The following is a 24,155-nucleotide window of genomic DNA, read 5'->3' as shown; positions in this document are numbered from 1 at the left end:
TGATCATAAAATAATATAAATATGTATCTCTAAATAAGTTCTCCGTAGAGATCAAACTCTTCTGCAGAAGTAATTTTAACATCTGCGAAATCTCCGATAGAAATGTAAGTATTCTCGGCAGAAACCAAAACGGTGTTATCTACATCAGGTGAATCAAACTCTGTTCTGCCGATGAAATAATTACCTTCTTTTCTGTCGAATATGCATTTATATATTTTTCCGATTTTTTCCTGATTTTTTTCCCAGGAAATCTGGGACTGAATCTCCATAATTTCCTCTACCCTTGCTTCTTTTATTTCCTGAGGAATCGTATCTTCCAATATATAAGCGCCGGTATTTTCTTCATGTGAATAGGTAAAACAGCCCAGTCTGTCGAATTTCTGTTCTCTTACCCAGTCTTTCAGCTCCCGGAATATTTCTTCCGTCTCACCAGGGTAGCCGACAATAAGTGTTGTCCGTATCGCCATATCAGGAACTTTCTCTCTGAATTTAGCCAGAAGCGCATTTGTTTTTTCATGGGTAGTTCCTCTTTTCATCGACTTCAATAAGTCTGAATTGATGTGTTGAAGGGGAATATCGATATAGTTGCACACTTTGGGTTCTTCTCGAATGATATCCAGTACATCCTCCGGGAAACCGCTTGGGAAAGCATAATGAAGACGGATCCATTCAATACCCTCAACTTTCACCAATTCCTTTAATAAATTTCCCAGTGCACGTTTTTTATAAATATCCAATCCGTAATAGGTAAGATCCTGGGCGATAAGAATCAATTCTTTGGTTCCTTTTTTGGCCAGTTTCTGAGCTTCGGAAACCAGTTTCTCTATCGGTGTGGAAATGTGCCCGCCTCTCATTAACGGAATGGCACAGAAAGAACAAGGCCTGTCGCAGCCTTCGGAAATTTTGAGATAAGCATAGTGCTTAGGCGTTGTCGTTAAACGTTCACCCACCAGCTCATGCTTATAATCTGCTCCAAGATGCTTTAATAAAATTGGAAGATCCCGAGTACCGAAATATTGGTCTACGTCGGGAATTTCCCTGATCAGATCCGGCTTATAACGTTCAGACAGGCAACCGGTAACGAATACCTTTTCTACCTCACCCCTGTTTTTAGCTTCTACATAATCAAGGATGGTGTTGATCGATTCTTCTTTCGCATTATCTATAAATCCGCAGGTATTGATGACTACAATATCTCCCCTGTCTTCATGAACAACTTCTTTACCATTGGCTTTAAGCTGGCTCATCAAAACTTCGGAATCATAAACATTCTTGGAACACCCAAGCGTTACTACATTAATTTTCTTCTTTCCTACAGATTTTGTACGCATCTTTTTGATTTTGAGTTTGCAAAGATACAAAATAATGAAGAGTGTGGATAAAAAATAAAGATCACTTTATTTGTGATCTTTTTATAATGTTGTCATACTATTTATCGAGAAAGCCTGCAAGCTTTTTATCTTTCTCAGATAGTACAGCATCTTTTTCATCAATTTTCCAGTCGATATTTAAATGTGGATCATTATACATGACACCTCTTTCTGATTCTTTATGATAGAAATTATCGCATTTGTAGGAAAAAACTGCCGTTTCACTTAAAACAGAAAAACCATGTCCGAATCCTCTAGGAACATAAAGTTGTAATTTGTTTTCTGCGGTAAGCTCAATTCCGAACCATTTTCCATAAGTAGGAGAATCTTCCCTAAGATCAACAGCAACATCCCAAACACGTCCCTCAATGCAGGATACGAGCTTTGCCTGGCCATGCTCTCCTCTCTGAAGATGTACTCCGCGAAGAACACCATAGGAAGACTTGGATATATTATCCTGAACAAAGTGTCCGTTCATACCGGTTAGTTCTTCAAATTTCCTTTCATTAAATTTTTCAAAAAAATACCCTCTTTCATCTTCAATGATTGTCGGCTCGATAATGTAGCAATCCTTTAAAGGAGTTTCTTTTATTTTCATGATTTTATATTGTGTTGAAATTTATGACTTTTTTTTATATTCAATTTTAATAATAAATAAATTGTTCCAAGAGGAAAAAGTATGATTAAAGCATCAATACAGAATGGAAGGTGTGAGTTAATAAGATAAATATTGATCACCAGTTGCACTAGACCATAAGCCACACTAATCTTTAGATGTGAAACTTTTTTCTCATTAGCAAAAAGCTGATAAAGATGTCGCCGGTGTGCTTCAAAAATATTCTCTTTAATCATTATTCTTTCAATAATGGTAAGCACAACTTCGACACCATACACCGAAAGAAGAAGAATGAATTTATATTCACCTGTTTTTATAATGAGAAGTGTAATAAGAGCAAGTATCCAGAAACCTATCCCCATACTTCCTACATCACCGGCAAAACATTTTGCTTTTTTTCTAAAATTAAAAAATAAAAATATTAAACATGCAATCATTGGATACAAGATAAAATCCTCATCTGTGAAAGAAAAAAAATCGTGGTTTGCATAGGCTAAAAAACCTAGTGTTACAAGACTGTAGATACCGGTGATCCCGTTTATTCCGTCCATAAAATTATAAGCATTTAGCGACCCTATAATCAGGATAAAAAACACAGGCCACACCCAGAAAGGAAATACGGTAAAAGTATTCGCAAAATATAATAATAAAGCAACGGAAAAAAAATGAACCGACAACCTCACTCTATTGGAAAGAGGTTTCAGATCATCCATAAAACTTATTGTACAGATGGACAGTAATCCTAACCCAAATGACCAATAATGCTCTATTACGGCATTAATATGAAAGAGGCTGAACAAAATAAAGGCCATAGGAAAAATTACCCCTCCTCCACGAAGTGTAATCTGTGCATGTGCGCTTCTGTGATTGGGCTTATCAATGATATTATACTTGTCTGCGATTTTAAAATAGACCAGTATTAATATGAACAGCAAAATAATTACTATGCTATACTCCATTATTTCCTAAAACTTTTGATGGTTAATTCTAAACCCTCTTTTGCTGTTAAAGGCAGATTATTAATTTTTAGTAAGATATTTATTTTTTTATTAGATACAATTAAATTGTTGGTAAGTTTTTTTAATTTTTTGCTATTTAATGGAATTGGGATAAAGTCTCCTATCCTTGCGATGGCTTTTACCACAATCTTAGGGAGATTCAAGTCCATACTTTTAATATTTTCCGTCTTTCTTATAATTTCAATAATTTCCCGCGTACCTACAGGCTCATCATCAGAAATATGATAAATTCCTGTTTCTAATTCCTGACTGCCGAGCATAATTTGCCGGATATAAAAAATAAAGTTATTGATACTGATAAACGATCTTTGATTTTGGAATGCCGCCAAAGGATAAGGTATTCCTTTTGAAATGATTTTATACAAAAGATCCAGATTTCCGCGGTCGCCTGGTCCGTGTACCATGGGCGGGCGTACAATAACCAACTTTTTTTGAGAAGGCAGATGCTGACTTAGCAACCATTCTTCCGCCATTCTTTTTGTTTTTCCATAGATGGATACAGGATGGCACGGGGCACTTTCCTCCAGAGGCACCAAAGATTCATATTCTTCTATAGCAGCAAGTGAGCTGATATAGATCAACATTTTTGCGGAAGACTTCTCGAATACGGAGAATATCTTTTGGGCGATTTCAATGTTCGCAAGATAATAGTCTTCGTCAGAAGCGAGACCCTTGTGATCATGTGCTTTACCAATAAGATTAATGAAGATATCCGCTGTTTCATCAATCTCTGTTTCCCATAAGGGATTCCTTAAGGAAACTTCTTGAACATTAAATTCGTCCCTCAGAGATTCCGTGAGATTTTTTCCTATAAAACCGGAACTGCCAAAAATAGTTACTGTCATTTGTGTAATGCTTTAAGTGTTTTTTTATTAATTTTTTTTCGCTCATTATCAAACAGCCAGCCCCACTTATTAAAATAATAAATAGCTGACTCCATACCGATCTTTGTAAGCCTCCAGGATTTGTGAGAGCCTTTTTCAAAATGATGGTAAATGTGTACTTCAGGATAATATACAGTTCGGTATCCACCTGCAATCAGTCTTCTACAGAGATCTGTTTCTTCTCCGTACATAAAAATTTTTTCATCAAAAAATCCTATTTTTCTAATAGCATCAATCTTCAGAAACATAAAACAGCCTGAAAGATAAGGCACATCCATAATTTTGTCATACCCGGTAAATCTCATTTCAAAAACTTCGTTTCTTTTGTCTACCATTTTTTTGAATGGGTTGAACCTCCTGCCAATCCAGTCGTATGGAGTCGGAAGCAATTTGCAGAGATGCTGAATCCTGCCATCAGGATAAAGTACTTTTGGCATCAGATTCCCAATTTCAGAATGGTTTTTCAGAAAGTCTACAATCTTTTTAATAATATCATGACCAAAGTATGCATCAGGATTTAAAACGAGATGATAATCACTTTTCCTTTCTATGGCTTTTCTTATCGCAATATTGTGCGCTGCTCCAAATCCCGGATTTTCAGGATTAAAAAAATACTCGACACGAGAATCTGTGATGATTGATTTCAAATCATCGGTGGGAGAATTATCAATCAGATACAAAAAAATGGGAAAATCCGTGTCGGAATCCAGAAAACTTTTGATTGCTTCCAGAAGGATCTTCCTGTCATTCCTGTAGCACACTATACTTGCGGTTATTAACATTTAACTAATTTAAAAAATTAAATAGATTTAAATATATCCAAATATCTTTTGGCTCTCACTTTTGCATCTCCGAATGTAATAAGCCTCTTCTTTCCTTTTTCCACAAGCTCCTGAGAAAGATTTTCAATATTTAAGATCATCATCATCTTGTCGGCAATATCTTCCGCATCCAGCGGATCAAAATAAAGTGCTGCATCTTCGCAAATTGATTTTGCAAATGAGTAACCGGATGTTAAAACAGGAATTTCCATTTTCATGGCTTCCGGATAGTTTGCAGAAAAAGACTCGATCAACGTCGGCAAGAAAAGGGCATCACATTCTGCGTAAATCTGTGGACAGTCTTTTACTTCAATTCTGCCAAGATTAATAATTCTAGCCTTTGCTTCCGTACTGAAATGTTTTTCATATTTAGCCTGATCTATCGTTAAAATAAACTTTATGTCTTTTCCCATTTTCTTTCTATTTAGAATAGGAATCAATTCATTAAGAATAGTAAGATTTTTATGGATATCAAAAGAAGCCAGGGACAAAAACCTGTATTCGTTTGCTGAAGGTTCTGGCAATAACCTCTTACGGGCAGAAGCATCGTAGGTTTCAAAGTACCTGTTATATGTATTGCTAACGGTGTAGATGTTTGCCGGACCGACTTTTAAAAACTCTGACAGTCTTTGTGACATGTCTTCTGTCTCACATATAAAATATTTGCCGTTTCTTTTCAGAAAAAAACGATGGGCAGCCTTCATGAGGTTTATCCTGAGAAAATCCTTGAGAGAAATTTTATTAAAAAAAGGTGATTCAGGATACACATAATAGGAGTTTGCAAAGCCTGAAATATGCTTCGATCCGGGCGTCCAGCATGCCGGTCCAAATACTGAAAAAATAAGATCGGGACGTATCGTCTGCTCAAGGTCTCTCAGTTTTTTTCTTACTGAAAAACCATTTCTGCCATACAGTGGGTGGTGGTCAAAGTAGTAGAAATGAAAATTATCCGGAAAATCTTCAGTTTTAATTTCCCGAGCAACGGTTTTACTCAAAAAGAGATGGTATTCATTTTCTGTAAAAGCAATACATTCGTAGATGAATGACACCGCCACCTGTGTCACGCCAGTCCCACTTAGTGTTGTTGTATTGATTATCAGTTTCATATTCCTCGATTTAAAGTTAAGAGCATAGGTAAACTAGAGACATTCAAGGATTTCTCTGATCATCTTTTTATTATCCACACTGTTGAACAATACTTTTGCACCGTGAGAATATTTTTCAAAATTATTATCTATTTCTTCTATTATTTTCTTCATTTCAGCCGTATCTTTTGCAGGGCTGAAAATCTTTCCACAGCCAAATTTCTGAAACGGAAAGGAAAGCCCCGGAATATTATTCCCAATCATAGGAATTCCGTAGCCTGAATATTCAAATATCTTATTAGGCGCACAAAATATCTGATTCAATGATATTGGATCATACATGAGAATTCCAATCCTAGCCAATGCGGTTATATATAAATGCTGCGGTGCGGGAATAAATGAAATGTGTATCAGCCGTGGACAGATTTCCTTATAGCGAGCCAGCATATTATAATCTCTACCCATAAGCACAGGGATAAAATCCTCCGGCATTTCATTAATTGCCTTTAAAATAAAAGAAAGATCCCTGTCTGGAGAGATGACTCCCTGGTATAGTATGACTTTCGAACTATCCTTTACCAAAATATTATACAGTTCAGGATAGTTTTCGTTTAAAAAATTACCTGACTGAGCAGTATCTAACAGCTTATATGGTTTGTTGGCCAGAACGGCGGGATATTTTTCCGGTTTAAACCAGACATTAAAAATCGCAGCCCTGTTTTCTTCACAAACGATTAGCCGCTTTGTTGTTTTTATATATTTATTTAAGACAAATCTGTAAAATGATGAATGATCATACAGTTCAAGTATATGCAATATATAATCTATCTTATTAAAAACTTTGCTGAAAAGCAGCGGGGCAATACTATCTGCATCTACAAACCAGACTACGCTGTTACCATCGTTTAATCCAGATAATTCTTTCAAAACCTCTTTTCTGTATTGCAGCCACGTTTTTATCTTTGCAAAGAATGACCTTTTCTTTGAAGTCACAAACTCCCGTAATCCCAGATCTTTATACTCAATTCCCTTTTTTCCAAAGTCCTCTTTCCAGTAATCGTTCAGCCCCAGAGTGATTACCCGTACACCATATCCGAGATCAGCAAGATGCTGAATAACCATCTGGGTAGGCGGTTCGTTTTCAATGATGTTTTTATGGATTATCAGAATTTTTTTCATATTTAAATTTCTCTATCATGATTTATGTTTCAAAATATTTTTTTTTCTGGTGTGCAAATGTATGTATTTAGAATTAAAATATCATCTGATTTTGTATTTGTATTGTACAAAAGGCTGCATGGCGAATAATATAATCATGAAAAAAATTATCGGATAAAAACCCTGTGTGATTCCTGAAAGAATATCACCGCGGACGGTAAGAAGAGAGGCCAGAAAGCATAACAGTGCTATTAAAAGCGAAATATAATTGTCTGATAATAAAAATGTGTATACTATCTTCATAAGCACTCCCACGTAAAGGCCCATGAGAAAAGAGTATAGGATAAGCCCTAATATTCCTTGATTAGCCCATCCTTCACCGGCTATTCCAGCTGCATTCGACCATGAATATTGTGCGAGGTGTTCATAATCAAAATTCTGTCCGCCGTATTTCACTTCTGTAAGTGCGACACCAAATCCCACGGGCTTCTCTTTCCATAGACTTCGTGGTATTGGGTTGAAGATCACTGCTTTTATGGTATAATCAAGCGGTAAGAACTCTGTGGTAGATCCGAACGTTTCTATACACTTATTATAATCCGTCAGCAGAAGGTCTCCTTCTGTAGAATTGTATTCTTTCTGGGACTGAGAAAAATCCATTTCTGCAATCGTCGTCTGTAACATTTCCAGGTTGTCGATTTCTTTATTACGGATGGATGACAAAGCAAGGAAAGACAAAATTACAATAGCAGCCGGGAACAGTAGTTTTATATTAAAAAGTCTTTTAATCTTAAATGTATCTTGTTTGAGTGCAACAATAATATTTGCAAGTATGATAATAATGAGTAATGAAATAATGGCACCGCGGGTACCTCTTGGAAATGCAGCCAGGGCCAGGGCAAAAAAGCTAAGATTAAGATATAGAGAATTCGATTTAAACCTTGCGTTATTGTAACTGAGTATAAAAATGATTAAAGAGGATAATGAATATAAAGTAAACAACAGAATCGTAAACAAGGTAGGAATATCTTCTTTCTCCGGAATCCGGTAATAAAATCTGGTAACAGCTTTTTCAAACGATCCGTACAGCCAGGTATTGAAAGAAAAGTCAAGTACCACATACAAAAGGACAATCAAAAAGAGATACAGCTGCTGGCGCTGTTCCAGAGGTTTGATTGAAAACTTTTGAAATATATCATTTTTCCTGTTGATAAAGTTAATGATTCTTTTATGGCGCATTTTTCCAGTGAGATATGCCGTAACGACAAAAATAAGAAATGACAGTAGTAGCAATAATTCGGATTCTTCACTGATCTCAACTTCATTTTTTAGTCCGAAAAAAAATAGGAATATTACAATCATATAAAACAAGGGATCAATAATTGATCTGTATCCTTTTCTTATAACAATCGCCAACAAAAATAATATTGCAATAAAACCAGCAAACGTCATTATTAATCTTTTAATTTTTGGATCAGAAATTCAATAATTTTCTCGCTTGATGTGCCGTCTCCATACGGGTTATTGGCTCTGGACATTGCACTGTACCGAGATTCGTTATCCAAAAGGCTGGATACCTCTTCAACAATTGTATCATATCGCGTTCCTACGAGACGTACGGTACCAGCTTCAACAGCTTCTGGTCTCTCGGTATTATCTCTCATGACAAGAACAGGTTTACCCAAACCCGGAGCTTCTTCCTGTATTCCACCACTGTCGGTTAATACCATATAGCTTTTTTTCATCAGGAAAATAAACGGTAGATAATCCAATGGTTCAATGAAGAAAATATTTTCCGGTTTTGCATTACCAAAAATTTGATTGATCGGATTTCTTACATTGGGATTTAAATGCATCGGATATATAAAGTCGACCGATGGGTAAGATACTGCCAGATTTTTTAAAGCCTTGCAGATATTCATGAAGCCTTCTCCGAAATTTTCCCGCCGATGGCCAGTTATCAAAACCAATCTTCTCTCCCCATTGAGCCGTGCATAATCATACCCGAAATCTGAAAGTAAGCCTGTAATTTCGGCGGCCAGCTGTTCATTATCTTCTATTCTCTTTACGACCCATTGTAAAGCATCAATTACCGTATTTCCAGTTATGATAATATTTTTTTCAGGGACATTTTCTTTCACAAGGTTTTTTTGGCTTCTTAATGTAGGAGCGCAGTGGTAGGTTGCTATCCGCCCTGTAAGCTGCCTGTTGATCTCTTCCGGCCACGGGCTATAAATATCCGAAGTACGTAATCCTGCTTCTATATGCACTACGGGTATCTTCTGATAGAAGGAGGCGAGAGCAACAGCCATTGAAGTCGTTGTATCTCCATGCACAAGTACAAAATCTGGTTTTACATCCAATAGAACACTTCTCATTTTGGTCAGCACAACTGAGGTAATATCATAAAGATCTTGTCCTTCCTTCATGATCTTCAGATCAAAATCCGGCACTATTTCAAATAATCGCAGAACTTGGTCCAACATTTCCCTGTGCTGCCCTGTAACACACACAAAAGTTTCAAAAATATCAGGATATTGTCGGGATTTATTAACCAACGGAGCCATTTTTATGGCTTCAGGTCGCGTTCCAAATACGATAAGGATTTTTTTCATATTAAATTATAACTTTAAAGGTGATAAAACCTTGTATAATAGAATGCAATAGATAGCTTAGTAAAAATGCATAACTTAATCCTAAGGCACCGAGATGCATATATTCTACAAAAATATAACTTATCGTAAGAAAACTTAATCCCCAGAACAGATTAACCCCAAAGCCCAGCCACATTTTCGCTTTACTTGCAATAGCCTGTCCCAGAACACTGTTTACCGTTTGTAATATTGCTGCTACCAAAAGTATCCTTAAAGGAAGATAGCTGGTAAAACTACGTCCATATAATTTTAATATGAATGGTGCCAAACACATGATAACCAAGACTAAAGCTGTCACCACCGCACAATTCACCAATAAATTGAGTTTTAAAAGCTTTCCATACTGCTTTCCGGAGCCTTCAGACAAAGCGTTTGAAAGCATCGGTAATATGATGTTTCCTATAGAGTTCGGAATAAACAAAACCATGAGATACCATTGCTCCGAAACATCAAATATAGCCATTTCTCCAAAACCATTTGTGCGCACCAGCAATGCTTTTCCTAACCAGATGACAGGCATAGCCACAAAGGTTGATAACATTGCCGGAATTGAAAACTTAGTGAAGATTAATCTTATTTCGGGTGTAAAAAAACGTTTGTTTCTAAATGTCGATTTAAAGTTCTTATTTATCGAAATTTGATTAAGAACAACAAAAAAAAGTGCTGAAATACCAAGTGCGACTATAACACCTTCAGACTTCCAGAAATGAGCACCAACTAATAAAAGCACAAACTGAATAATACCGTAAATAAAGTTATTTATTCCCAGTCTTTTAAAATCTTCAAAACCTGTAAGAGTGCCGCTTTGAGCACTTGAAATAGTAGTGAACAAAAGCGCTATGACAGCAAGTTTCAATGAAAATGACAGGTCATAGGTGCCGAAAGAAAGTTGTGAGATCTGACGATTAAATAAAAAGACAATTACAGATATTAGCAGTCCGAAAATAAGAGCAATTTGATTCGAAGCATTGTGAATTTGATATGCTTTTTCCCGGTCACTATTTCTATAATATGCTACATAACGTGCAGCCGTAAGCCCCATTCCAGCACTTGAAAAAACCATAAACATAGTAATTGTAGAACGCAGTACGCCAATCTTCCCATACTCTTCCTTGCCAATAATCCTGGCCACGATGACAAAGCCAACCAGCATCAGCAGCTTTCCGGAAACTGTCCCAACCAGAGACCATGAGGCGCTTTTGATAAATCTCCTGATGTGCGGTAAGGCTATAATACTTTTAATCTTGTTGCTCAAGGTGGTCTAATTGGTTTTGTACAGAGTATTGTCTTAAAACTTAGCTATTCTATTATTTTAGAATTATTTTTACAAATCCATCTGTGATTATCTTGAGAACTTGTCTTTTATTTTATCAAAAAAACTTTTCTCCTCTGCCCCATATCCGTATCCGTATTTGTTGCCGTATCCGAAATAATCTTTATCCACATCATTCAGTACAAATCCTACATTCTTGAGTTTACCGCTTTCTACATTATTATTTGCAAAATCAATTAGAGCTTTTTCGGTGTACTGAGAACGTGTAACATATAATGTGGCATCTGCCATTTCGGCAATCAGGAAGCTGTCCGTTACAAGCATTAACGGTGCAGTATCAAGAATAATATAATCATACTTGGTTTTCAGCTGTTCCAGAAGTTCTGCATAGCGGCCATTCGTAAGCAATTCGGTAGGATTGGGAGGTATGCTTCCTGAGTAGATAACATCTAAATACGGATTAAATGTTGATACGTGGATGATATCCTGTAATTGTAAATTCTTATCATACAAGAACTCAGTAAGCCCCGTAAGACCCTTTCTTGCCGGGTTATATCGTTGCAGCTGAGGATTTCTGATATCAGAACCAATAATGACCACCTTTTTGTTTGGTGTCGCCATGGTAAGTGCCAGATTAACTGATACAAAAGTCTTTCCTTCTCCTTTTATCGTAGATGTTACAAATACAACTTTAGCCTGCTTTTTCGGAAGCATAAAATTCATATTTGTGATCAATATTCTGAAGGCTTCGGCCATTGGTGAAAGATCATTAATCTGTATAAGTTCCGGCTGGCCCTTTGAAAGTCTTGGAATTTCACCGATAATCGGCTTATCAGCTGCAAGATTTTCCAGATCATGTTTTGTCTTGATCTTATTATTCAGCAGTTCTTTAAAGTAAATAATAGCAAAAGGTAACAACAATCCGAAAATCATTGCACCAAGCATGTGCATCGTTTTCTTAGGAGCTACAGGCTTTTCGGAAGCATAAGCATAATCTACAATTCTTGCCTTATCTGCCGTTACGGCTAAAGAAATTGCTGTCTCTTCTCTTTTCTGAAGCAATAGAAGGTAAAGACTCTCTTTGATCTGCTGCTGTCTTTCAATATCTCTGAACAATTTTTCCTGACTAGGAATTTTCATAATTCTTGAAGACACTTTATCCTGTTCCGCAAGATATTGATTTTTAGCAAATTGCAACCCACTTCGACTTTTATTCAAACTTTCAATCACTGAGGTACGCATAGCAGAGATCTGGTTATTGAGGTCAATGACCAGCGGGTTCTGGGGTGTCGCGTTTTCAAGTAATCTATTGCGGTCAATTACCAGTTGATTGTATGCTGTAATCATATTTGTAGCCTCAGAACTCTGCAATCCCACATTTGTAGGAAGTACCTGACCGTTGCCCTGTTTAGCCATAAATCCGATTAAAGCATTGGTAAGATCAAGCTGAGAATCTACTTCGATCTGTTTTCCACGTGCCTCTGCAGAACTTTCAAGTCCTATTTTCGCTTCTGTGCTGAGGTCGGTAATATGATTTGAACTTTTAAAACGTTCCTTTCTGTTTTCAACTTCGCCCAAATCGTTGGCAATAATATTTATTCTTTCATCAATAAAATCACGGGTAATCTCAGACTCGGAATTTTTGTCTTTAATAGCCTCGTTATTATAAATTTTCACAAGAGAATTAAGAATATCTTTGGCCTTATCTACATTTTGATAATTTAAGGAAAGACCTATAACAGTCGCATCTTTATTCAGTAAGCTTACATTCAGTATTTTTTGAAGTGTATTTACTACTCCTTCTTTAGTGGAATATGTAAAGCTGAAGTCTTCAATTTTTCCAGCTTTTAAACTGTTGAAATGAGGATTTTTAATAATGATGATATTGGCGTAAGGAAGACTGATTGTTCTTCCGTAAGAAGTCAAAATATCTTTTGAAAATTCTTCCGAACTTAAAGTAATCGTATTTTGTGAAAATTTCAGATGAACAGGTTGTTTGGGCTGTTTTGCAAATGGTTTTTCATTAATTACTTTGATCTCAAAAGGAGAAGTATCTGCGTAAAGCTCTTGGTTTACAACACCATGTTTTGCAAAAACCGATGTTTGCAGGTGAAGAGTCTTAACGACATCCTGAAAAAGCTTTTTAGATTTGAAAATCTCAATCTCATTCTGAATACTGTTTGTTCCCATACCACCAAACCCGGACAGATCCTGAAGAACAGAAAATTCTCCACCAGATGGAGTGTTTTTGGCATCTTTAATTAAAACAGAAGCTTTTACATTATAAACAGGAGTAACAAATTTTAAGTAAATATACGTAAGTGCCAGAGAAATAATGGGAATAATGATAAACCAAACCCAATTTTTAAGATATGGCTTAATAGTTTCGCTTAAATTTATTTCTTTAACTGATTCGTCTTGTGTTGAATTACTCATTGAAAAATATTATATTATCTTAAAAGTAACAGATACCATATTAAATCGATTTCGCCGACAATAGTATGCATTATCACTGTACTTTAATTTAGATTTAAGGTGAATAATTATGTATTAGTTTCTATTGAATGATTATTTTTTTGATCCGGTTCTTTTCAAGTTTTATTTTCATTAACACAGAAAGTCTTCATTCATGAAAACCGTCCTTAATATTTTTGCTTTGCTGCCGGATATGTACTTCTATTTTTTAATGAGACTTACAATCACTGCAATTGCCGTAACAGTAATAGATGCAGCCGTGAGATAAAGTGCTGTATTCGGATTTTGTTTCGCCTGTAAATCCTTCGTATTATTAGAAGGTACAATAATTGCATCTCCCTGTTTCAGATAGTAATAAGGTGAATTGATAAGATTGGCATCCTGTAGATTTACTTTTCCATGAACAACCTGCCCATTCTCAGTTCTGACAACAAGAATATCATCTCTTTTGCCGTACATGGTAAGATCTCCCGCCATACCCAGTGCATTCCAGATTGTTCCCTGTCCGTTCGAAATGGTATAATCTCCCTGTCTGTTTACCTCCCCTAAAACGGTTACTTTAAAATTGGCCAGCCGAATATTAACAGTAGGATTGATCACATATGCTTCCATCCTCTTCCTTAGCTCTTCTTTCAAATCTACTAAGGTTTTATCTTTTGTGCTTATAATTCCTAAAATAGGAAAATCAATATTACCGTTTGCATCAACGATATAGGTTGGTCCTGAGATGGTTGACATCCCTTGGTTAGGAGTGTTGCCTCCAGCCATCGCATTGGTTTGTACAAGTTCTGATGAAGAATAATTTTGGTTGAATGGTTTTACCACATCCATATCCTTAGCGGTAATCAGAATCACAAGCTGATCGCCACTCTGAAGGGTGTTAGAAGAATTTCTGGAAGATGATTCAATAGCTACTTTTTCAATATTCTGCAAATAATTAAGATCATTTTTAGCATTGGGATTAGTTTTACATGAAACCATTACAAATGCTGATAGTATTACCAATATTTTACCTTTCATCGTTTTTTAAAATTGTACAAATATATACATTTAAATCTTTTTCTATTTATCCAATACTTCATATATTGAATTATTGCTTCTGAATTCCGGAACAATTACCTTCAGAAGTTTCACTACTTCCACTTTGTCTCTTCTAAGGGAAGCTTTAGTAATAGAATTTACAAGCAATTCGATTTCCAGGAATTCCATCGTAGGATCTTTGGAAACCATGATTTTTTCATTATGGGTAGGTAAAGTTTTGGCGTCATCGCTCAGAAGCTCTTCATAAAGCTTCTCTCCGGGTCTTAAGCCCGTATAAATAATTTTGATATCGATATTAGGTTCAAAACCTGATAATTTAATCATTCTTCTGGCTAGATCAAGTATTTTCACCGGCTCTCCCATATCGAAAACAAAGATCTCTCCACCCTGCCCCATCGTTCCTGCCTGCAATACGAGCTCGCAAGCTTCAGGAATGGTCATGAAATATCGTACGATATCAGGGTGAGTAATCGTAACAGGACCTCCTGCTTCGATCTGTCTTTTGAAATGAGGAATTACAGATCCATTAGAACCTAATACATTGCCAAACCTTGTGGTAATAAATTTAGTAATGTTACCCTCAACATTTTGTAATGACTGCACGAATAACTCCGCTGTTCTTTTTGATGCCCCCATTACATTGGTTGGGTTTACCGCCTTATCAGTGGATACCATCACAAACCTGTTTACTTTATATTTGCTGGAAAGGGTTGCCACAATCTTTGACCCCAATACATTCACCAGGATGCCTTCATGCGGGTTTTCTTCCACCAACGGAACATGTTTATAGGCCGCCGCGTGATATACCATAGAGAAATTATAGGTTTGAAATAAAGGCTCTATCCTGTGTTTGTTGGAAACATCTGCCAGGACAAATTTAAATCTAATATGAGGGAATTTTTCCTTCATTTCGAGTTCTATGTCATATAATGGAGTCTCCGCCTGATCCAGTACAACAATCAGAGAAGGATTGAACTGTGCGACCTGTCGTACAATTTCGCTCCCGATTGATCCTGCACCTCCGGTTACCAGTATGTTTTTATTATAATGTCTTCTATTAATTTCCTCATTCTGAATCTTAATGGGTTTCCTGTTCAGAAGATCCTCGATCTGAAGATTACGGATAGATCCTCCAAAATCACTGTCCCTAAGCTTTTGTACCGATGGTGCCTTCAATATATTAAGGTCCTTTTCCAAAAACAAATTGACCCATGAGTTCATTTCGTCTTTAGACATCATTTCTTTTATAATGATAACCCCATCAATAAGAAGTTCCTCTTTTGTACTCTGTTCTATTTTTTCTTTGCCAAAAATAGGCTTGCCCAAAAGATAAGCTTTTCGGGAATCTGTACGCTGCGTAAGAAATCCCACTACATGGTAAGGAAGATTGGGATTATCAAGAATAGCTCTCGCAATAGCAATTGATTGTTCATCTATTCCCAATACAAGGATTCTCTTTTTAAGCGTACTTCTCCTGTATTCCCTCACTATATGAAAAAATTCTTTTACGTAAAGCCTGAAAAGGAAAAGTCCCATAAAAGAGATAATAAAATAGAGGATCAGAAACGGATTGATAATAAATTTAATCCCTGTAACCCACAAGCAGATAATATTTACTGACCCTACGGTAAATAACGTACAAAAGCACGATATCAGCAGTTTGAACAGATCAATAAAGGTAGAATGCCTTATAATACCCGCATATGTTTTAAAAATATACATAAACATGATATTTGAAAGCAGAATGCCTGCAAATACAATGAGCCTGTCTTTATTGTAAATAAACTCAGCCTGTGTAATTTTTTCTATAATGTAGGTAGATAAAAACAGAGATACAACCAATATGATAATATCTATAACAAGAATTATCCACCTTGGCAGATATCTTACATCCGAGAGATTGACAACATTATCTCCTCCGAACAGTTTCTTTCTAAAAGAGTTGTACATTGTCTGTAATGGTATTCATGTGTGTAAAAAAGTATAAATCCACCTTCTTATTCGAAAGTGCTGATGCAAATTTAAAATAAAATTTCATCTATTATAAATATTTAAAAATAAATTTAATTAAGAGATAATATTAGGATTGATTTCCCCGCCTGGAGATAAATCAAACCCGGCTAACTGAAACCAGACATGGCAAAAAATATACCACATGCCCACCGGAAATGCTCTGACTTTTCAACAAATCGTTAAATGCACTGTGAATCAAATCAGTTTTTTTTTATCAGTGTGGCAAACTCAAATTTTATTTTCTTCCGGGTAAACTGTTATTCCACAATATCATTTATTTTTTCGTACTCGAAACCTCTGCTCATTAAATATTTTATCGTTTTTGATTTACGTTGATATTCCTTTAGCCCTTTTTGCTTCACATAATAATCATCATAAATTTTCCGGATGGTTTTATCATAATCAGCGTCGTCGATTTCATCGAAGCATATGTTGATCAGTTTTTCAGGAACCTGCTTTTGTTTGAGATAAATTTTAATTTTTGTTTTCCCCCAATGTTTAATATAAAATTTCCCCCGGATATAGCTGCGCGTAAATCTTTCTTCATTTAAATAGTTCTCACGCAAAAGATAAAGCATGATTTCTTCTTTCGCTTCATCGATCAACAGAAACTCCTTCATTTTCTGTTCCACCTCCGAGTGACAACGATCCTGGTACACACAGTAGTTTACCAGTTTCTGCCTGATCTCGTCAAAGGTGAAAGATTTCTTTTCCATAGGATATAAAAAAGAATGAGCAGTGCCCATTCTTTATATTTTATTTTTATAAGATTTTAGTAATTAAATAAGGCTTTCCCTTCCATTAATTCATTGACTCTTTTTCGTACCGAAGCAATTGCCTGGTCATCTTTAATGTTATCCACCACTTCAGAAATAAATCCTGCAATGGTATCCATATCGTTTTCCTTCAAACCTCTGGTGGTGATAGCCGCAGTACCCAATCTGATCCCGGATGTGGTAAATGGCGATTTATCATCAAACGGAACCATATTTTTATTGCAGGTAATATCAGCAAGCACCAACGCCTTTTCAGTTTCTTTACCGTTTACGCCTTTATTTCTAAGGTCTACAAGCATCAGGTGATTATCTGTTCCGCCACTTACAATATCAAATCCCCTGTCGATCATGGCTTTTGACAATGCCTGGGCATTCGATCTTACCTGTTTTGCATAGGTTTCAAATTTGGAATCCAGAGCTTCTCCGAAAGCTACTGCTTTTCCTGCGATCACATGTTCCAGTGGACCACCCTGAATACCCGGGAAAACAGCTCCGTCCAGAACCTGGCTCATCATTTTGATTTCTCCCTTAGGGGTTTTGTGGCCATAAGTATTTTCAAAATCTTTCCCCATCATGATCATTCCTCCTCTTGGGCCTCTTAATGTTTTGTGGGTCGTGGTAGTTACTACGTGACAATGTTCAAACGGAGAATTCAATAATCCTTTAGCTACCAAACCGGCAGGGTGAGCAATATCTGCCCAAAGCGTAGCACCGATCTCATCGGCGACTTCTCTGAATTTTGCATAATCCAGATCTCTTGAATAGGCTGAGAAACCGGCAATCATCATTTTAGGCTTTTCTCTCAAAGCGACCTCTCTCATCTGGTCATAATCGATAAGACCGGTCTCCTGCTGAACGCCGTAAGAAACAACATCATACTGAATTCCTGAAAAATTAACCGCGGAACCATGCGTAAGGTGTCCTCCCATTGAAAGGTCCATTCCCATGATTTTATCACCCGGCTTCAAAACGGCAAGATAAATGGCTGCATTGGCCTGAGAGCCTGAATGCGGCTGAACGTTTACATAATCAATACCGAAAAGCTGCTTTGCTCTTTCAATAGCCAAAGTTTCAACCTCATCTACGACTTCGCATCCTCCATAATATCTTTTTCCGGGATATCCTTCTGCATATTTGTTGGTAAGCACGCTTCCCACCGCTTTCATCACATTCTCCGAAACAAAATTTTCTGATGCAATCATCTCAATCCCGTGGGTTTGTCTCTGTCTTTCTTTTTCAATCAGGTCGAAAATAATATCCATTTTACTTTTAGTTTTTGAAATTTTTCACCCCAAAAGTACGAAATTTTCATCGAGATCAGGGTATCAACTGATGTGATTTTTTGTGGTTAAAAATGCTAAAACATTCACACACTTGCTATTTAATAAAAATTAAAGAAATACTCTTTCGTTTTTCTCATTAACATTAAATATGAAGATCCTCCAAAAATTGAAACGAAAAATATATCTATAAAAGAAATCAGAATCCTTCATCCGAAAGCTCTTTATTGACCAAAGCACCGGTAAAATTACCCTGTGCCACTGCATTGGCAACGGATCTCATCATTGTAGTATTATCTCCGCAGGCAAACACACCTTCTGTACTTGTCTTATGAAAGTGATCGATTTTAATAAAACCATGTTCCGTAAGCTCAAGCTGCAGATCTTCCGTATTGATATTCTGCTCAAAGGGTATTTTAGCATACAAAGCATCCAGGTATTTTTCCTGCCCGTCTTTAAAAACAACTTTTAGGATATGCCCGTTTTCATGAATAATTTCCTGTATTTCCTGCTCAGAGATTTCGATTTTGTTTCGTTTGAATTTTTCAGTCTGCTCAACATTTAGCGTAGATTCTCCATTGGTCAACAGTGTAAGATTTTTTGATAAATTAAAAACCAGCTTTGAAAATTCAAAAGCGAGATCTCCATTGGAGAGAATCCCCGTCGTTTTACCCTTCACTTCATATCCGTGGCAGTACGGACAGTGAATTACAGAAATCCCCCAGCACTCGGAAAATCCTTTAATATCCGGCATCATATCCTTTACACCTGAAGCAAGTATTATTTTTTTTGCATGATATATTTCACCGCCTTCTATCTGCACCATAAAAGCTTCCGGCTGCTTCGAGACTTTGGTGACCGATCCGTTATAAAAATGTACGGTTTTATAGTTCCGTACCTGATCTTTAGCGAGATCTGAAATTTCTTTAGGTGTTTTACCGTCCTGGGTAAGAAAATTGTGCGAATGAGGAGTCTGCCGGTTGCAGGGGTTTCCGCTGTCTATGATTAAAACATTTCTTAAAGACCTTCCAAGAGACATTCCTGCCGATAGTCCTGCGTAGCTTCCTCCTATGATGATGACATCGAAGTTATTGTTTTCCATAAAATCATTGTTTGCCTGAATTGAATACAAGTAATGAACCGTTCATCCGGCAAAGTTAAAAAAGATCTTCGTTAATGCAATAAAGTTGCATTAATATTTTAAAATTTATGCCTAGCCGACAGTTAACTTCTTTAATTTCCGGCTTTAATCTCATCGATCTCTTTCTGGATTCTTTTTCTGATATCGATTTTAGCTCCTTCAAAACGGAAAATAACAGTTCCTTTCTCTCTGGCAAAAGGACTGATGACAGAATCTGAGATTTTTGAATACCTGAAGAAAGGAGACGTTTCGTCCAGCTCATCTTCCGGAGAGTCTTTTATCCTGATCAGGTGGGTATATTTTCTACTGAGATCAAACCAATTGATGTAATCTGCATTAAAAGAAACTGCCTTTACACCTTTTACCGAATAATAATTGATCGCGCCTGCCTGCCCGTAGTTGTCACAAAGCACAAGGGTACGACCGGTTTTAGAAAGCTCGGCGTACAGCCGATCTGTTTTGGTAGCAAGCTCTTTCCAACCCAGCATATCCGAAAAATCCTGCGGCAGCGAATGATCTTTGCCGTCTTCCCACCGCAGCATTCCCCAATTGCGGTACTTATGCTGATGGGACAAAACATAGCGTGGACTTTTGTTTGGCAAAGCCACCGTGTACAACGGGATAAAAGACAACACCGCTATGGCCACAAGAACAATCTTCAGCACTTTTCCGGCCTTCGTTTCACTAAGAAAATCTGAAATAAATACGGCGCCGAAAGCAATATAGGTGGGATAAATACCAATCGCATAATAATCTTTAGCCTTAAAAAATAAGAATAAACTCATCGTAAAAACATAAGCCCACAGGAAGAACCTGAATTTTTCAAATCGTTTGTAAGCAAGCAATGCATAAAACCCAGAAATAATGACCAGGACGGAACCTAAGAAAAACAGAAGCTGTGACTTTAAAAACCCGAGCCGGCTGACGTTGACCAGCTGTCTTTCGGAAAGCTCTTTCATATGATGGATCACCGGAAAATGATGATGATATTGCCAAACCAAATTTGGCAGAATAATCACCAAAGACACCAATGCCGCAAAATACAGGTGTTTCTGGAGATAAATTTTCCTTTGGCCCGTCAGAAGCAGGGCAGGAATAATTCCCAATACCGAAAACACAATATTATATTTATTTAAGAAGCCAATTCCAAAAAATACAGCGCCTGCATACAGCCATTTTACTCTTTCAGAATTCAAATATTTAATTAAAGCATAATTTACTAACGTCCAAAGCAACACTTCATGTGAATTGGGCTGAAAAAGCGTATTGAGACGTAATAGAATGGAAAGGAGAATTCCGGTAGAAGCCAGAATCCGGGCATATAAGTTTCCTCCCAGCTCTTCAACCATTTTCCAGACCACAGCAATCGTCAATGCACCGGATAAAGCAGGAAAAAATTTAACCCAAAAAATACCGTTTCCCAGCATTTTGATGATCAATGCGATCCACGAAGTAAGCGGCGGAACCGATAAATAGCCCCATGCCAGATGATTAGCCTGATCAAGATGCAGATATTCATCACGGTGAAGTTCGTACACAGGATCGATTGCTAAATACTGAAAAACAAATTTGGCCAAAATAAATAAGAAAAGGATAATTCCGCTTTTTTTCATGGTCGTTCCGATATTATAACAAGACATTCAAAAGTTTAATTCTATTACATTTTATTTAAATTTATAACAATCCACTTAATCTGGCTTCTTATATAAACTGAAAAATCCCGAAAAAAATTCCGGGATTATCACATCTAAAAAATTTATAGTGTCAGTTTACTATTTTTTTGATTTTTCTTTAAGTTCTTCTTTGTCTTTATCAGAAGGATTCCAGACTTTTACATCCGCATTTTGATCGATGCCTGAAAGAATCTCAACATTGATCCCGTCACTTGCACCCAGCGAAACATAAGCTTTTTTGAATTTTCCGTCTTTTTGTTTTACTTCAACAAAAGGAACATCTTTTCCGTTTTTCTTTTCGTACTGGATCAGAGATTCATCAAGCAAAAGCGCATTTTTCTTAGAACTTAATACAATCTCACCGTTGGCCGAAAATCCGGCTCTGATATATTCATTATTTGGGTTGAAGACATCCCCTTCTACCGGGAATTTAATGGTTCCGTTGTTGTCTTTCCCTTTTGGAGCAATCATCGTCAGCCTTCCCGGAAACGTTTTGTTCTGAAGGGCTCCGATCACGATATTCATATCCATTCCCTGTTTCAGCTTACCGGCCTGAGCCTCATCGATCTCACCCTGGAAAATCAATGAATTAAGATCGGCGATCGAACAGATGGTCGTTCCCGCATTGAAAGAGTTGGCCTCAATCACCTGGCTTCCTACTTTCACAGGAACTTCAAGAACCGTCCCTGAAGCTTTTGACCGGATTTGAGTCGTAGCCAAACCTTGTAATTCCGGCGTAGCTCCTGTTTTAGCGATCAGCAAAGACTTTTGGGCTGTCACCAGCTGCTGCTGGGCATTTCGTAATGCCTGCTGGGTTGTGTATAACTGCTGCTGGGCATTTAAATATTCCTGCTTTGAAGCAACGCCCTGTTTGTAAAGCCGCTCCTGCATTTCAAATTGCTTGCGCATATTATCAACATTCAGTTTGGCATTACTGATCTGAAGCTGCTGATTATTCACATTCTGCTGCGCATTATTTACTTCAGCAAGATTCGGAACGATTCTTACCGTTGCGATCAGCTGTCCGGCCTGCACCTTATCCCCTTCATCAACCAGAATTTTATCGATAATTCCCGCTATATTGGGTTTAATTTCAATTTCCTCCTTGGGAATGATTTTTCCTGTTGCCATCACCTTGTCATCCATATTCTGTTTGGTAGGCTTACGCGTAAGGAAAGTCTCGCTCTCTTTCGAATTGGATTTTACGAGATACCCGATCCCCGAGAACAATGCCACTACAAATAAAAGCCCTAAGACGATATAAATGGCTTTTTTCCAAGTGAATTTCTTTTTCATATGTATAATAGTTTATTTTTATTATTTAAATTATTTTGAATAAATCATCTTCATATTGACTGCAATACCATCCTTCATTTTATAGATTTATTCCGTTCTTAACGCTTCAATAGGTCTTATTTTAACGGCTCTCTGTGCAGGAATCATTCCGATAATCAATCCTAAAAACACCATTACGCCCATCGCGGCAAATACGTTTCCGTAATTCACCGTAGGATTATAAAACGGGAAGCTGTCCTGCCCTTGGGTGGCTATATTTAAAATCATCAGAACAAAAATACCGAACATAAAACCCAGAAGCCCCGACGACAGGGTAATGACTACACTTTCAAGAAGGATCTGGTTTCTTACTTCAGATGGTTTGGCTCCGAGAGCTCTTCTGATCCCGATTTCCTTTGTTCTTTCTTTTACGGTAATCAGAAGGATATTGGAAATGGCAATCACCCCTGCCAGGATGGTAAGCGTTCCCACGATAATGGTAAGAAGCTGCATCCCTGTCAGAAACCCGGTAAGTTTTTTAAACTCTTTTCCAAGGTTAAAACTTCCGAAAGCATTGGTATCTTCAGGAGACACTTTATTTTTAGTTTTCAGCTCGAGCTTTACCCTTTCTTCCACAGCATTGACATTGACATTCGGTTTGCTGACAATGGCAAACATATCGATCTGATCTGCGGCATTATACATTTTGGTATAAGTAGAAAGAGGAATAAAAACCGTCTGGTCATTTTCAAATCCGCCTCCTTTTTTCACTCTGAAAACCCCTACTACATTAAAGAAAATCCCTTTGATATTGATTGATTTCCCCAGAGGATTTTCGTTCTTTTTAGAATCAAAAAAGTTTTTGTAAACCTCTTCTCCGATTACGGCTACATTTTTATTTCCGGATACGTCCGCATCATTGATATAGCGACCATAAATGAGCTTTTTTTCGGATATTTTATTGCCTACTGGATAGTCTCCGGTTAAAGAATAGGTTCCGCTTTTACCATTTTTAGACATCGATTCTCCCGGTGTTCCGGTGAAACTTCCCCTGGAATTCTGAGGCGAAATATAATCGATATCGGAAATTTTTCTCTTCAGCATATCGATATCCGAAAGATGGAGGTGCACCTGGCGCCCTTTAGGGAAACCTTCATAGGGAATGGATGTATTCTGGGCCCAAAGAAAAATTGAATTGGTCGCAAAACCGGAAAACAACTTATCAAAACCGTTTTCCATCCCTTTTGCCGCTCCGAGAAGGCTCACATACAAAAACATACCCCATCCCACACCGATCATGGTAAGGAATGTCCGAAGCTTATTATTCCTGAGGGAATAATAAATCTCCTGCCAAGTATCTTTTTTAAATAGTATATTCATTTTAAAATATATAATGTCAATGGTCAATTCCTGCGGGTCAATGGTCAATTTTTAATGACTCTGAAATTCACTTGCGTAGCAAAATTGACTTGCAAAGCAAAATTCACTATTCACCCTTTAAATGTCAATCGTCAATTTCTGCGAGTCAATGGTCAATTTTTAATGACTCTGAAATTCACTTGCGTAGCAAAATTGACTTGCAAAGCAAAATTCACTATTCA

Annotated in this window: 19 protein-coding genes; all 19 read right to left on the bottom strand. The window is 37.0% G+C overall.

Annotation, left to right across the window (positions count from 1 at the left end):
• Positions 1-29 precede the first annotated feature (29 nt).
• The gene (gene rimO / locus AC0N32_RS08595; protein WP_476393447.1) at positions 30-1,331 is read right to left on the bottom strand and encodes a 30S ribosomal protein S12 methylthiotransferase RimO; all 1,302 of its coding nucleotides are present in this window, start codon (positions 1,329-1,331) and stop codon (positions 30-32) included.
• Positions 1,332-1,428: 97 nt separating this feature from the next.
• The gene (rfbC, locus tag AC0N32_RS08590; RefSeq protein WP_476393446.1) at positions 1,429-1,968 is read right to left on the bottom strand and encodes a dTDP-4-dehydrorhamnose 3,5-epimerase; all 540 of its coding nucleotides are present in this window, start codon (positions 1,966-1,968) and stop codon (positions 1,429-1,431) included.
• Positions 1,965-2,945 carry an MraY family glycosyltransferase gene (locus AC0N32_RS08585; protein WP_476393445.1) on the bottom strand — a complete coding sequence of 327 codons (981 nt, stop codon included), beginning with the start codon at positions 2,943-2,945 and terminating at the stop codon, positions 1,965-1,967. Before AC0N32_RS08585 ends, rfbC begins: the two co-directional genes overlap by 4 nt.
• Positions 2,945-3,850, bottom strand: a complete 906-nt coding sequence (locus tag AC0N32_RS08580; RefSeq protein WP_476393444.1) for an NAD-dependent epimerase/dehydratase family protein — start codon at positions 3,848-3,850, stop codon at positions 2,945-2,947. Before AC0N32_RS08580 ends, AC0N32_RS08585 begins: the two co-directional genes overlap by 1 nt.
• Positions 3,847-4,671 (bottom strand): glycosyltransferase family 2 protein, encoded by an 825-nt coding sequence (locus tag AC0N32_RS08575; RefSeq protein WP_476393443.1) that lies wholly within the window; start codon positions 4,669-4,671, stop codon positions 3,847-3,849. Before AC0N32_RS08575 ends, AC0N32_RS08580 begins: the two co-directional genes overlap by 4 nt.
• A 17-nt stretch (positions 4,672-4,688) precedes the next feature.
• On the bottom strand, positions 4,689-5,816 hold the full coding sequence (locus AC0N32_RS08570; protein ID WP_476393442.1) for a glycosyltransferase: 1,128 nt from the start codon (positions 5,814-5,816) through the stop codon (positions 4,689-4,691).
• A 33-nt stretch (positions 5,817-5,849) separates the two neighbouring features.
• Positions 5,850-6,974 (bottom strand): glycosyltransferase family protein, encoded by a 1,125-nt coding sequence (locus AC0N32_RS08565; protein ID WP_476393441.1) that lies wholly within the window; start codon positions 6,972-6,974, stop codon positions 5,850-5,852.
• Positions 6,975-7,055: 81 nt separating this feature from the next.
• Positions 7,056-8,315: an oligosaccharide repeat unit polymerase gene (locus AC0N32_RS08560; protein ID WP_476393440.1), complete on the bottom strand. Its 1,260-nt coding sequence runs from the start codon at positions 8,313-8,315 to the stop codon at positions 7,056-7,058.
• A gap of 92 nt (positions 8,316-8,407) precedes the next feature.
• The gene (gene wecB / locus AC0N32_RS08555; protein ID WP_476393439.1) at positions 8,408-9,568 is read right to left on the bottom strand and encodes a non-hydrolyzing UDP-N-acetylglucosamine 2-epimerase; all 1,161 of its coding nucleotides are present in this window, start codon (positions 9,566-9,568) and stop codon (positions 8,408-8,410) included.
• Between the two features lies 1 nt (position 9,569).
• Positions 9,570-10,862: an oligosaccharide flippase family protein gene (locus AC0N32_RS08550; RefSeq protein ID WP_476393438.1), complete on the bottom strand. Its 1,293-nt coding sequence runs from the start codon at positions 10,860-10,862 to the stop codon at positions 9,570-9,572.
• 87 nt (positions 10,863-10,949) lie between these two features.
• A complete protein-coding gene (locus AC0N32_RS08545; protein WP_476393437.1) occupies positions 10,950-13,316 on the bottom strand; it encodes a GumC family protein in 2,367 nt (788 codons plus the stop codon).
• Positions 13,317-13,556: 240 nt separating this feature from the next.
• On the bottom strand, positions 13,557-14,375 hold the full coding sequence (locus AC0N32_RS08540; RefSeq protein WP_476393436.1) for a polysaccharide biosynthesis/export family protein: 819 nt from the start codon (positions 14,373-14,375) through the stop codon (positions 13,557-13,559).
• A gap of 42 nt (positions 14,376-14,417) precedes the next feature.
• Complete coding sequence (locus AC0N32_RS08535) at positions 14,418-16,346, bottom strand: polysaccharide biosynthesis protein (RefSeq protein ID WP_476393435.1); 1,929 nt, start codon at positions 16,344-16,346, stop codon at positions 14,418-14,420.
• Between the two features lie 320 nt (positions 16,347-16,666).
• Complete coding sequence (locus AC0N32_RS08530) at positions 16,667-17,125, bottom strand: regulatory protein RecX (RefSeq protein WP_476393434.1); 459 nt, start codon at positions 17,123-17,125, stop codon at positions 16,667-16,669.
• Between the two features lie 56 nt (positions 17,126-17,181).
• Positions 17,182-18,447, bottom strand: coding sequence for a serine hydroxymethyltransferase (gene glyA, locus AC0N32_RS08525; RefSeq protein ID WP_476393433.1), 1,266 nt, complete (start codon positions 18,445-18,447; stop codon positions 17,182-17,184).
• Positions 18,448-18,664: 217 nt separating this feature from the next.
• Complete coding sequence (locus tag AC0N32_RS08520) at positions 18,665-19,567, bottom strand: NAD(P)/FAD-dependent oxidoreductase (RefSeq protein ID WP_476393432.1); 903 nt, start codon at positions 19,565-19,567, stop codon at positions 18,665-18,667.
• Positions 19,568-19,698: 131 nt separating this feature from the next.
• On the bottom strand, positions 19,699-21,246 hold the full coding sequence (locus tag AC0N32_RS08515; protein WP_476393431.1) for an ArnT family glycosyltransferase: 1,548 nt from the start codon (positions 21,244-21,246) through the stop codon (positions 19,699-19,701).
• A gap of 132 nt (positions 21,247-21,378) precedes the next feature.
• A complete protein-coding gene (locus tag AC0N32_RS08510) occupies positions 21,379-22,575 on the bottom strand; it encodes an efflux RND transporter periplasmic adaptor subunit (protein ID WP_476393430.1) in 1,197 nt (398 codons plus the stop codon).
• Positions 22,576-22,662: 87 nt separating this feature from the next.
• A complete protein-coding gene (locus tag AC0N32_RS08505) occupies positions 22,663-23,934 on the bottom strand; it encodes an ABC transporter permease (RefSeq protein WP_476393429.1) in 1,272 nt (423 codons plus the stop codon).
• Positions 23,935-24,155 lie beyond the last annotated feature (221 nt).

The sequence above is a fragment of the Chryseobacterium endophyticum genome, from assembly GCF_056333165.1.
The sequence above is the reverse complement of the archived record's forward strand: the minus strand, read 5'-3'. Positions and strand labels throughout refer to the sequence as shown.